This is a genomic window from Cupriavidus sp. MPR-AND1C (assembly GCF_058809705.1).
Genome location: NZ_JBXASU010000027.1, coordinates 1 through 12,331 on the forward strand (window position 1 = coordinate 1; position 12,331 = coordinate 12,331).

10 protein-coding genes are annotated in these 12,331 nt (G+C 66.3%); 6 read left to right on the forward strand and 4 right to left on the reverse strand.

Annotated features, from left to right (window positions below; genetic code table 11):
- From AC1RWI_RS16440 to otsB, 3 genes are all read right to left on the reverse strand, one after another.
- On the reverse strand, positions 1-1,396 hold a 1,396-nt coding region (locus AC1RWI_RS16440), incomplete at its 3' end, for an alpha,alpha-trehalose-phosphate synthase (UDP-forming) (protein WP_492368694.1).
- 46 nt (positions 1,397-1,442) lie between these two features.
- Complete coding sequence (locus AC1RWI_RS16445) at positions 1,443-3,281, reverse strand: glycoside hydrolase family 15 protein (protein ID WP_043343538.1); 1,839 nt, start codon at positions 3,279-3,281, stop codon at positions 1,443-1,445.
- Positions 3,282-3,293: 12 nt separating this feature from the next.
- On the reverse strand, positions 3,294-4,079 hold the full coding sequence (gene otsB / locus AC1RWI_RS16450; protein WP_043343535.1) for a trehalose-phosphatase: 786 nt from the start codon (positions 4,077-4,079) through the stop codon (positions 3,294-3,296).
- A 243-nt stretch (positions 4,080-4,322) separates the two neighbouring features.
- Between otsB and ilvA the strand changes: the two genes are divergently transcribed.
- Both ilvA and queF read left to right on the forward strand, forming a co-directional pair.
- The gene (gene ilvA, locus AC1RWI_RS16455) at positions 4,323-5,849 is read left to right on the forward strand and encodes a threonine ammonia-lyase, biosynthetic (protein ID WP_043343532.1); all 1,527 of its coding nucleotides are present in this window, start codon (positions 4,323-4,325) and stop codon (positions 5,847-5,849) included.
- A 15-nt stretch (positions 5,850-5,864) separates the two neighbouring features.
- A complete protein-coding gene (gene queF / locus AC1RWI_RS16460) occupies positions 5,865-6,698 on the forward strand; it encodes an NADPH-dependent 7-cyano-7-deazaguanine reductase QueF (protein WP_043343529.1) in 834 nt (277 codons plus the stop codon).
- 78 nt (positions 6,699-6,776) lie between these two features.
- Here queF and AC1RWI_RS16465 read toward each other — a convergent pair whose 3' ends face one another.
- On the reverse strand, positions 6,777-8,186 hold the full coding sequence (locus AC1RWI_RS16465) for a carbohydrate porin (protein WP_082054966.1): 1,410 nt from the start codon (positions 8,184-8,186) through the stop codon (positions 6,777-6,779).
- Between the two features lie 208 nt (positions 8,187-8,394).
- Here AC1RWI_RS16465 and AC1RWI_RS16470 point away from each other — a divergent pair, with 208 nt between their 5' ends.
- Genes AC1RWI_RS16470 through AC1RWI_RS16485 form a run of 4 tightly spaced genes read left to right on the forward strand, consistent with a single transcriptional unit; the run spans position 8,395 to position 12,328 of the window.
- A complete protein-coding gene (locus AC1RWI_RS16470; RefSeq protein ID WP_052494414.1) occupies positions 8,395-9,117 on the forward strand; it encodes a TetR/AcrR family transcriptional regulator in 723 nt (240 codons plus the stop codon).
- Positions 9,118-9,144: 27 nt separating this feature from the next.
- Entirely contained in the window at positions 9,145-10,143 is a 999-nt protein-coding gene (locus AC1RWI_RS16475) for an HlyD family secretion protein (RefSeq protein ID WP_082054785.1), read from the forward strand.
- Positions 10,140-11,153 carry an ABC transporter ATP-binding protein gene (locus AC1RWI_RS16480; RefSeq protein WP_043343527.1) on the forward strand — a complete coding sequence of 338 codons (1,014 nt, stop codon included), beginning with the start codon at positions 10,140-10,142 and terminating at the stop codon, positions 11,151-11,153. Before AC1RWI_RS16475 ends, AC1RWI_RS16480 begins: the two co-directional genes overlap by 4 nt.
- Positions 11,150-12,328 carry an ABC transporter permease gene (locus AC1RWI_RS16485; protein WP_043343523.1) on the forward strand — a complete coding sequence of 393 codons (1,179 nt, stop codon included), beginning with the start codon at positions 11,150-11,152 and terminating at the stop codon, positions 12,326-12,328. The genes AC1RWI_RS16480 and AC1RWI_RS16485 overlap by 4 nt, the downstream gene beginning before the upstream one ends.
- Positions 12,329-12,331 lie beyond the last annotated feature (3 nt).

Consider the following 12,331-nt stretch of genomic DNA (forward strand, 5'->3'; position numbering starts at 1 on the left):
CCCCTACACCCCCGTCCGTCTCACCCAAAATCCTCAAATACTCCCTCCTCCACCAATGCACATCCTGCGCCCGAATCCGCTCCAGCAGCTTCTGATGCCGGGACTGCCGCTCCGCCAGCGGCATATGCAAGGCCTGCTGAATCGCCTGCGCGGTAGCATTGATATCGTAAGGATTCACCAGCAACGCCTCGCGCAATTGCTCGGCAGCGCCAGCAAACCGCGATAGCACCAAGACCCCGGGATCGTCCGGATCCTGCGCGGCAACAAACTCCTTCGCAACCAGGTTCATCCCATCGCGCAACGGCGTCACCAGCGCCACGCGGCAAGCGCGGCAAAGGCCCGGCAGACGGCGCCGTGCCGTGGTGCGATGGATGTAGCGCACCGGCATCCAGTCCAGCTCGCCATACTCGCCATTGATCGCCCCGGACAGCCCTTCGAGCTCGCGCCGCAGATCCGCATAGGCGTCCACCGTTTCGCGCGATGGCGCGGCAATCTGGATCAGCGTCGCGCTGCGGCGGTTCTCCGGATACTGCGCCATCAGCGTCCTGACTGCCTTGAGCCGCTGCGGCAGCCCCTTGGAGTAATCGAGCCGGTCGATGCCAAGCAGAAGACGGCGGCTCGAATACTGGCCGCGCATCATCTCGTACGTCTCGCGCGATTCCTCGCACTGGCCCAGCGCGGCGAATTCATCAACATCGATGCCGATCGGGAACGCTTGCGCGCGCACGGTGCGGTGGAAAGCCCGGAAGCGATACTCGCCCATGGGCTCGGCCTGCGCTTCGCTTTGCACGTAGCGCGAGAAATGCTCGAGATCGAGCTGGCTCTGGAAGCCAACCAGGTCATAGGCGAACAGGGCCCGCATCAGCCATTCGTGCTGCGGGATGGCGGCAAGGATCAGCGGCGGGGGCAGCGGGATATGCAGGAAAAAACCCATGCGCTGGCCGCACCCCATGGCACGCAGCTCCGACGCAAGCGGAATCAGGTGATAGTCGTGGATCCAGATCACATCGTCCGGGCGCAGCAACGGGGCAAGCTTGCGTGCAAAGAGCTGGTTGACGCGGCGATAGATGTTGAGATAACCGGAGTCGAAATCCGCCAGGTCGATGCGATAGTGGAACACCGGCCACAGCACGCCATTGCTGTAGCCCTGGTAGTACGCGTCGTGGTCCTCGCGGCACAGGTCGACCGTGGCCAGCGTGACATTGCCGGCTTGCTGGATATGCAGCTCTCCCTCGCCCGGCGTGCCGCCCTGCGCGGCTTCCACGATCTTGCCGCTCCAGCCGAACCACATGCCGCCGGTCGCCTTGAGTGCTTCGCCCAGTGCCACGGCGAGGCCGCCCGCGGCAAGGTTGCGCGGATCGGCCACGCGGTTGGATACCGCTACTAGTCTGCCCATACATTCCTTTGTGCTGGCCTTTGTGCTGGCCTCACCGCGCGCGCCTTCAGATCACGGAATCCCATGGCGCGGACAGGCGCATGGCGCCGTTGATCAGGCCTACCATCGAGTAGGTCTGCGGAAAATTGCCCCACATCTCGCCGGTCACGGGGTGCGTATCCTCGGACAGCAGGCCAAGCGGATTGCGCGCCGCCAGCATGGCCTCGAAGATCTCACGCGCTTCCTCCCGGCGCCCCACGCGCGCGAGCGCATCGATACGCCAGAAGGTGCAGATGTTGAAGGCGGTCTCGGGCTTGCCGAAGTCGTCCGGCGCCTCATAGCGGCGCATATAAGGCCCGTCGCACAGCGACGCTTCCATGGCCTTGAGCGTGGACATGAAACGTTCATCCCTGGGCTCGATAAAACCGACCTCGGCCATCAGCAACACGCTGGCATCGAGCTCGCGCCCGCCGAAGCTCTCGGCGAACGCCTGGCGTTCCTCGCTCCAGGACTCGCGCACGATGCGCACCTTCATGCCTTCGGCATGCTGGCGCCAGTAAGCCGCGCGATCGGGCAATTGCAGCGCATCGCCGATCTTGGCGAGGCGGTCGCAGGCGGCCCAGCTCATCAGGGCGGACGAGGTATGCACCCGCGCGCGCGTGCGCAGCTCCCACATGCCCGCATCGGGCGTGCCGAACACGCGTACCGCCTGCTCGCCCACGGTTTCCAGCACGTGGTACTCGGCCGCCCCGCCGCGGTGCAGCAGGCGATGGTCGTGGAAAGCCTGGGCCGCGCCCAGCACTACGTTGCCGTAGACATCATGCTGGAAGTGCTCCTGCGCCTGGTTGCCCACGCGCACCGGGCCCATGCCACGGTAGCCGGACAAATGATCGAGCATGCTCTCCGGCAATTCGAGCTCCAGCCCGATGCCGTACAGCGGCTGGATATGGCCATTCCTGGATTGCATCACCACGTTGGACAACCAGCGCAGGTAGTCCTCCATGGTGCCGACCTCGGACAAGCTGTTGAGCGCGCGGATCACGAAGAACGCATCGCGCAGCCAGCAGAAGCGGTAATCCCAGTTGCGCCCGCTGCCGGGCGCCTCGGGAATGCTGGTGGTCATGGCCGCGACGATGGCACCCGTCTCCTCGTACAGCGACAGCTTGAGCGTAATGGCGGCGCGGATCACCGCCTCCTGCCACTCGCGCGGCACCGCGAGGCGGCGGCTCCACATCTTCCAGTAAGCCGTGGTTTCCTGCTCGAAGTCGCGTGCGATTTCCTCCACGCCGCCTTGCAGGGTTTCGTCCGGCCCGAGGATGAAGTTGAGGTCGCGCGTGAGCAGGAAAGGTGTCTGCGACAGCACATAGGTCAGCGGCGCGTCGGTGGTCATGCGCAGCGTGCTGCCGTCGCCGATATAGCGCACGTGGCTGCTGCCACGCGTGATCTCGGGCTTGACGCGCCCCCAGTCGAAACGCGGCGCCAACGTCACGCGCACACGCGGCGCGCCCTGAACCGGCCGGATGCGGCGGATCAGCGAGGTGGGGCGGAAGTAACGTCCGATGCGGAAGAAACGCGGCGCGAAATCGGTAATCTCAAGGCTGTTGCCATGCTGGTCGGTCAGCCGGGTCCGCAGCACGGCCGTATTGGGCTCATACCACTGGTGCGCTTCGTGGAAGTCCTCGATTTCGATGGCAAAGTGGCCAGCGTTCTCGCCCGGATCGAGCAAGGCATTGAAGACCGGATCGCCGTCAAAGCGCGGCAGGCAGCACCACACAATGCGCCCGCGCCCGTCGACCAGCGCGGAGATCGCACAGTTGCCGATCATGCCCAGCGATAGCGAAGGCGCGGCGTAGCGCCCGTCATCTCCGGCGCGCGCCGGAAACTCCTCGGTGGATGGGTTGCTCACAGCGAATCCCCCTCAAGACGTCGTTGTGGATGTGGCTCCGGAAACCTGCGTGCCCTGCGCGGCGGCCATGACTTCGAGCGCCTTGGCGGAGCGATGCAGCCAGCAGCGCAGCGCGGCCGGGCCGGTCACGCTGGCGGTGGCGGCGCTGGGCCGCGCGCCAACCAGCAGGCCGACGCCGCCAAGGCGGCGCACCACGGCAAAGCCAGCCTCGTCGGTAATATCGTCGCCCGCAAACAGCGGTGTGCGCCGCGCAAATGGCGGGCTGCGCATAAAGGCATTGATGGCGCCGCCCTTGTCGATGCCTGCTGGCTTGAGTTCCACCACCATCTTGCCGTGCAGGACTTCGATGCCGGGCACGCCACCGGCGAGTTCGGCGGCGAAGTTGCGCACCATGCCTTCGAGGTGGGGAACGGCGCGGTAGTGCACCGCAACCGCGACCGACTTGCGCTCAAGCTGCAAACCGGGATGCGCGCCGACCAGCGCTTCGAGCGGCGGGAGCAGCAGCGGCACGCCAGGGTCAGGCTGGCGCAGGCGTTGGCCGCCCGCGTCGCGCAGTTCCGCGCCATGCACGCCGGCACACGGCAGTTGCAGCGGCTGCAGGAAATGATCCAGCTCCGCGATCGGCCGGCCGGAAACCAGGGCCACCGCACCGCCCAGATGCAGATGCAGGGCGCGCAGCGTCCCCACCAGTTCCGGTTCGACCTGCACGAGGTCAGGACGCGGCGCAAGGTCGGCCAGCGTACCGTCGAAATCCAGGAACAGCGCGGTGTTCGGTTCGATCAGAGGTAGGGAAGGCATTGCGTTACACCGTATCACGAGTGTTCCGGCAGCGTCCACCGGGCTTCGTCCTACAAGGTGCGCAAGCGCCCCTTCGGCGCGCCACGGCGGTGCCTGCACCTCTGCAGTGCGCAAGGCGCCCCGGCGCGCGAAGGTGAGCTTGCCTGCCCTTCGCGGTCGCTTGCACAGGGGTGCAGCCATCGCCGCCCCCCGCCATCCATTATCATTACCGGTTTCCGCCAATCCCCGCCCCGGCTGTCCACGATGACCCGCAAACCCGATTACCTGAGAAAGATCCTGACCGCCAAGGTGTACGACGTGGCCCAAGAGACCGATCTCACCTATGCAAACCTGCTCTCCGCGCGCACCGGCAACAAGGTGTGGTTCAAGCGCGAGGACACCCAGCCGGTGTTCTCGTTCAAGCTGCGCGGCGCGTACAACAAGATGGCCTCGCTGTCGCCGGAAGAGCTCAAGCGCGGCGTGATCGCCGCCTCGGCCGGCAATCACGCGCAGGGCGTGGCGCTGTCAGCCGCGCGCCTGAAGTGCAAGGCGCTGATCGCGATGCCGGTCACCACCCCGCAGGTGAAGATCGACGCGGTGCGTGAGCGTGGTGGCGAGTGGGTGGAAATCGTGTTGCACGGCGACTCGTACAGCGACGCCTACAACCACGCCGCGGTGCTGGAGAAAAAGCACAAGCTGACCTTCATCCACCCCTTCGACGATCCCGAAGTCATCGCCGGCCAAGGCACCATCGCCATGGAAATCCTGCGCCAGCACCCGGGCCCGCTGCATGCGGTGTTCGTGGCGATCGGCGGCGGCGGCCTGATCTCCGGCATTGCGTCCTACATCAAGGCGGTGCGCCCCGAGATCAAGGTAATCGGCGTGCAGACCGTGGACTCCGACGCGATGAAGCGCTCGGTGGACGCGGGCAAGCGCGTGGAGCTCAAGGAAGTGGGCCTGTTCTCGGACGGCACCGCCGTGAAGCTGGTCGGCAAGGAAACCTTCCGCATCACGCGCGAGCTGGTCGACGAGATCATCCTGGTGGACACCGACGCCATCTGCGCCGGGCTCAAGGACGTGTTCCAGGATACCCGCAGCATCCTGGAGCCGGCCGGCGCCATGGCCGTGGCCGGTCTGAAGCTCTACGCCGAGCGCGAGAAGCTCAAGGGCCAGCACCTGGTAGCCATCGCCTGCGGCGCGAACATGAACTTCGACCGCCTGCGCTTCGTGGCGGAGCGCGCCGAGGTGGGCGAAGCACGCGAGGCGGTCTTCGCGGTCAGCATCCCCGAGGAACGCGGCAGCTTCAAGCGCTTCTGCGAGCAGCTCGGCACGCGCAATGTGACCGAGTTCAACTACCGCATCGCCGACAAGAGCATGGCGCATATCTTCGTCGGCGTGCAGATTGCGAGCCGCGCGGAAAACGAGAAGATCGCCGCCGGATTCCGCCGCCACGGCTTCGACACGCTGGACCTGTCCAACGATGAGCTGGCCAAGCAGCACATCCGCTACATGGTGGGCGGGCACTCCCCGCTGGCGCATGACGAACTGCTGTACCGGTTCGAGTTTCCCGAGCGGCCGGGCGCGCTGATGCGCTTCCTGTCGAGCATGAGCCCGAACTGGAATATCAGCCTGTTCCACTACCGCAACCAGGGCGGCGACACCTCCAACATCCTGGTTGGCATCCAGGTGCCCAAGAACGAGAAGCGCGCCTTCCGCGACTTCCTCGCCACGCTGGGCTATGTACACTGGGAAGAGACCGAAAATCCCGTGTACAAGCTGTTCCTGTCCTGATCATCCGAGGCAACCATGAGCCTTCCCGAACAATCGCCGCTAGGCAAACCCTCGGCCTACAAGACCGAGTACGACCCGACGTTGCTGTTCCCGATCCCGCGCCAGCCCAAGCGCACGGAGATCGGCCTGGCGCAAGGCCGCGCGCTGCCGTTCTTCGGCGTGGACATCTGGAACGCGTACGAGCTGTCGTGGCTGAACATGAAGGGCAAGCCCCAGGTGGCGCTGGCCAGCTTCATCATTCCGGCCGACACGCCCAACATCGTCGAGTCCAAGTCGTTCAAGCTCTACCTGAATTCGTTCAACCAGAGCAAGATCGCCTCGCCCGAAGCGTTGCAGCAGCTGCTGCATCACGACCTGTCCGAGGCCACGGGCGGCACGGTGCAGGTGCGCCTGGTGACCGAGGCCGATCTCGGCACGCAGAAGATGGCCGAGCTGGACGGCGTGCAGCTGGACCGGCTCGACATCGAAACCGACATCTACGAGCCGGCGCCGCACTTGCTGCATGCCGCCCAGGACGAATCGCCGGTGGAAGAAACGCTGGTCTCGCACCTGCTCAAGTCCAACTGCCTGGTAACCGGCCAGCCGGACTGGGGCAGCGTGCAGATCCGCTACGTGGGCGCGCCGATCAACCAGGAAGGGCTGCTAAAGTACCTGATCTCGTTTCGCAACCACAACGAGTTCCATGAGCAATGCGTGGAGCGGATCTTCACCGACGTGATGCGGCAGTGCAAGCCGGTGAAGCTGGCGGTTTATGCACGCTATACGCGGCGCGGCGGGCTGGATATCAATCCGTTCCGCACCAACTTCAACACGCCGTGGCCGGACAACCGGCGCAACGCACGGCAGTGAGCCTCGCGAACGCATGAAGCCAATAAAAACCCCGGTGTGCACGCCGGGGTTTTTACTTGCGCCGTGATCCTGGCCGGCTCAAAACTCCGCATGAAAGCGCACGCCGTAGAACTTTGCCGGGCCGCGGTCGCGGTTGTAGCCAGGATTGCGGATGTACTGGAAGTCCGGGCTGATGCTCAGGTACTTGACCGGCTGGAAGCTATAGAACACTTCCACGATCTGCTCGGGACCATACCTGAGCGCGCCGTCGCCGAGGAAGGCGCCCTGCCCGCCTGCGGCCAGGTAAGCCTGGTGCCTCGACCCCAGCATATTCACCGACATCGCCAAGCCAACCACATCGCGCGGCCGGCCCCACGCATTGCCGTTGAGCACGCCGCCGGCGGCGACCTGCCGGCCGATTTCCGTAAAGGCATAGGTTTCGGTCTTGTCGTCCGACATATTGGCGCGCGCGAATACGCCGAGCGATTCGTTGACCCGCTGCATCAGCGACAATCCCGCGCCGATCTTGGCGTGCTCCTCGCGCACATTGGCCACGTCCGGCGTGGCGCCGGTGTTGGCGCCGAGCTGCAGCGCATCGCTGAACGCGCCCATGCGCGCCTTGTTGCGCCAGAGCAGCAGGCGCGCCACGCCGGGCTGGCCGGCCAGGTTGTAGCGCTTCTCGAACTCGAGGATGTCGCCATAGTGCTGGAACATCCGCGTATCGAGCTCCAGCCCGTTGGACTCCAGCGGTTGCAGGAAGTGGCCAAGCCGCACCGACCACATGTCGCCAATGTACTCGAGCGCCACGCCCCAGTTGTAGCCGCGCGCATCGGCCGGGTAGTCGAAGGAGCCGTGCGCCATGAACGACCAGTTCATGAACTGGGTGCGCGGGTCGGAGCCGTACTCGTTCTGGTCGAACACATCGAGCACGCCGAAGTTGCCGGCGGTCAGCACCACGCGGCGCTTGTCGACGCTGCCGGCCAGCTGGTTGAAATCGGCTTCCAGCTGGTCGCTGCCGCCGCCCAGCCCCCAGGTCTGGCGGACAAACGCGCGCGCCCGGTAGAACACCGGATTGGTGCTCGATACCTTGGCCAGCTCACCGTTGGGCAGCCCGCCCAGGCCGTGCAGCCCGGAGAACGGCACGCCCTGGGTCACCTCCGGGTTGAAGTGGAACTCCGCGCCGCGCCACAGGCGCAGGCCGAGATCGAGCGTGGTGCTGAACGAGTAGCTCTTGGCGCGGTCCGCCGTCAGGCTGTTGGCGCCGGAATAGGCCGCGCCGAAGGACGGCTTGCGCTGCCAGATATAGGTGGTCTGGCCGTGGAAGGCGTAGTCCTCGGGGGCATCGGCCTGCGCGGGCGCGTCGCTGCTTGTCCCGGCTTTTTCCTGCGCCAAGGCGGGCATGGCCGCCATGCCGGCAACGCCGGCCAGCGACAAGGCCACACCCGCCAGGCGCGTGGCAAAAAACAGGCATAGCCGCGCTGGGGCGGCGTGGGGGCGGCAGAGCAGCATGAAAAATCCGGGAAACAGCAGCGGGCACATTGGGGGGCACGCCCGGCTGATGGGCGGACGAAGCATAGCCAAGGGTTTATGACATGTCTACCTTGCATTGCTGCAACGCAACATTATGCAAAATAAAAGTGAAATTTACATCACGTTGCAATCGACCTTGAATTAATTAATTCATAAATTAATATTCACTGCAGATTCAGGAGCCGCCATGCCGCCTGCTGCCGCCACCCCACCCCCAAGCCGCCGTCCGGGCCGGCCCGCCGCCGGGGATGCCGCCAGCGCCGGACAGCGCAAGCAGTTGCTCGACGCCGCCACCGAATTGTTCGCCCTGCGTGGTGTTGCCGCTACGCCGATCAAGACCATCGCTAGCCATGCTGGCGTCACCCCGGCGCTCGTGCACTACTACTTCCGCGATCGCGACCAGTTGCTTGACGCAGTGGTCGACGAGCGCCTGCAGCCGCTGGTGGAACAGGTGTTCGCGCCGGCCGCGGCCGACAGCGCGGACCCGGCAGCCATGCTGGTGGGCATCGCCGGACGGCTGATCCGCACAGCCGCCGCCACGCCATGGTTTCCCGGGCTGTGGATCCGCGAGATCGTTGGCGCGGACGGGCAGTTGCATCAGCGCGTGCTGCAGAAGATCGCGCTGCAGCGCGCCGGCCTGGTGATCGGCCCGCTGGCGGCGGCGCGCGCGCGCGGCGAGATCAACGCCAGCCTGGAGCCGGCGCTGCTGATGGTGTCGCTGATCGGCCTGACGTTGCTGCCGCTGGCTACCACCCATATCTGGCGCCGCCTGCCCGGCGCCGGCGCCATCGACAGCGAGGCGCTGGTGCGCCACGTGAGCGCGCTGCTGGCGCACGGCCTGGGGGTAGCGCCGATCGCCCCGATCACCCCGATACCGCGGCCCGGGCCGGCCACGCCGCCGTCCGCCTGAACCCAGCCTGCCCGCCACGGAGCCAGCATGCCTCGCCACGCTCAGCCTCATTCATTCCGCCCCGTCCCGAACCTGCGTGCGGGCTGGCCATTGGCCGCCCTGATCGGGGCCGCGCTGCTATCTGCCTGTGGCGAGCCTGCGCCACCCTCCTGGCAAGGCTATGTGGAGGGCGAATTCGTCAGCGTGGCGTCCCCCTTTGCCGGCCGGCTGGACCAGATCTCCGTCCAGCGCGGGCAGCAGGTGGCAAGTGGCGCGCCGCTGTTCGCGCTGGAGGCCGACGACGAGCGCGCGGCCCGGCAGCAAGCGGCGGAACAAGTGCGTGCGGCCGAGTCCCAGCTTGCCGACCTGCAGACCGGCAAGCGCGTGCCGGAAGTCGACGTGAGCCGAGCGCAGCTGGCGCAGGCGCAAGCCGCCTCGGTGCGCAGCGCCGCGCAACGCAAGCGTGACGAAGCCCAATACGCCATCGGCGGGATCGCGCTGGCGCAGTTGGAAGACAGCCGCGCCACCGCCGCCTCCGACGCCGCCCGCGTGCGCGAGCTGCAGCGCGATATCGACGTGGCCCGGCTGCCGGGACGCGTCGCACAGCAGGCGGCCCAGCAAGCCCAGGTGGCCGCTGCGCGCGCCGCGCTGGCGCAGGCCGAGTGGAAGCTATCGCGCAAGACCGTAGGCGCGACCCAGGCCGGCCTGGTCTACGACACGCCCTTCCGCCCTGGCGACTGGGTGCCGGCCGGCAGCCCGGTGGTGCGGCTGCTGCCGCCGGGCAACGTCAAGGTGCGTTTCTATGTGCCGCAGGCCGTGCTCGGCGCGTTCAAGAACGGCGAGGCCGTACGCGTGCGTTGCGACGGCTGCGCCGCGCCCATTGCAGCCACGGTCACCTACATCTCCAGCCAGGCCGAGTACACGCCGCCGGTGATCTACAGCAACGAAACGCGCAACAAGCTGGTGTTCCTGGTGGAAGCGCGGCCCGCACCGGCAGACGCGCCGAAGCTCCATCCGGGCCAGCCAGTCGAGGTGGCAAGACCATGAACGCGACCGCTGCTCCCCTGGACGGCGGGCCCGGCAAAGCCAGCGCCCTGGCCATCGACGTGCACGGCATCAACAAGCACTACGGCGACAAGCACGTCGTCAACAACCTGACGATGCAAGTCGCGCGCGGCGAGATCTTCGGCTTCCTCGGCCCCAATGGCAGCGGCAAGACCACGTCCATCCGCATGATGTGCGGGCTGCTGACACCGGACTCCGGCACTGGCACGTGCCTGGGCTACGACATCCTGCGCGAAACCGCCGAGATCAAGCGGCGCGTGGGGTACATGACGCAGAAGTTCTCCTATTGGGACGATCTCTCCATCCGCGAGAACCTGGATTTCGTGGCGCGCGTGTATGGCATGCCGCGCCGGCGCGAGGCGGTGGACCGGGCGCTCGAGCACCTCGGCCTGGCCAGCCGCGCGCAGCAACTGGCCGGCGCGCTCTCGGGCGGCTGGAAACAGCGCCTGGCGCTGGCCGCCTGCCTGCTGCATGAACCGGAACTGTTGCTGCTGGACGAGCCCACCGCCGGGGTCGACCCGAAGGCGCGCCGCGATTTCTGGGAGCAACTGCACCAGCTAGCCGCGCGCGGCATCTCGGTGCTGGTCAGCACGCACTACATGGATGAAGCCGAGCGTTGCCACAAGCTCGCCTATATCGCCTACGGCAAGCTGCTGGCGCAGGGCACGGCAAGCGAAGTGGTGGCCAGCCAGAAGCTCGTGACCTGGAGCGTGCAGGGCGAACAGCTCTCCACGTTGTCGGATCAGCTCAAGGGTGCGCCGGGCGTGGAGCAGACCGTGGTGTTCGGCAGCGCGCTGCACATTACCGGGCACGATGCGCCCGCGCTGGAGGCCACGCTGCGCCGCATTGCCGGCCCACAGCACCGGATCGAACCGATCGAGACCAGCCTGGAAGACGTCTTCATCCACATGATGAGCGGCGCCGAGGACAATATGCGCGCGGGCAAGGAAACGCAAAAAACCAGGCGGGACGGCAAGGAGGCCCCGGCATGACGCGCGACGCAAGCGAATCGGCCAAGGCCACCAACGGCGCACGCTTCCCGTTCTCCCTGCAGCGCTGGTGGAGCATCGTGCTCAAGGAGTTCCTGCAGCTGCGGCGGGACCGCGTTACCTTCGGCATGATCGTCGGCCTGCCCATCGTGCAGCTGATGCTGTTTGGCTTCGCCATCAACACCGATCCGCGCCACCTCACCACCGCGGTCATCGCCGCGGACCAGAGCGAGTTCACCCGCTCCTTCGTGGCCGGCATGCAGGCAACCACCTACTTCAACGTGGTCGGCACCCTGCCCGACGAGGCCGCCGGGCGCGAGGCGCTGATGAAGGGCGAGGTGCAGTTCGTGCTCAGCATCCCGCCCGACTTCACCAGCCGGCTGCTGCGCGGCGAACGCCCGGCGCTGCTGGTGGAGGCCGATGCCACCGACCCGTCCGCCACCGGCTCGGCCATCGCCGCGCTGTCGCAGCTGCCGTTCTCGGTCGCCGACAAGGACCTCCAGGGCGCGCTAGCGCACCTGGCGGGCGGCAAGCCGCCCTTTGACGTGCAGGTGCAGCGCCTTTATAACCCGGAGGGACTCACGCAGTACAACATCATTCCCGGGCTGATGGGCGTGATCCTGACCATGACCATGGTCATGATGACGGGCCTGGCGATGACGCGCGAACGCGAGCGCGGCACCATGGAAAACCTGCTTGCCACGCCGGTCAGGCCGCTGGAGGTGATCAGCGGCAAGATCGTGCCCTACATCTTCATCGGCCTGATCCAGGCCACCATCATCCTGCTGGCCGCGCGCTGGGTCTTCGGCGTGCCCTTTGTCGGCTCGGTGGTCGCGGTCTACCTGGCGGCGCTGCTGTTTATCGCCGCCAACCTGACCGTGGGCATCACACTGTCGTCGCTTGCGCAAAACCAGTTGCAAGCGGTGCAGCTGACGTTCTTCTACTTCCTGCCGAACCTGCTGCTATCCGGCTTCATGTTTCCCTTCCAGGGGATGCCACGCTGGGCGCAAGCCATTGGCAACGTGCTGCCGATGACTTACTTCAACCGCCTGATCCGCGGAATCCTGCTCAAGGGCAACAGCTGGACCGAGCTATGGCCGAACGTGTGGCCGATGGCCCTGTTCACGGTCGTCGTCATGACCATTGCAGTGCGTTTTTATCGCCGCACGCTGGATTGAGGA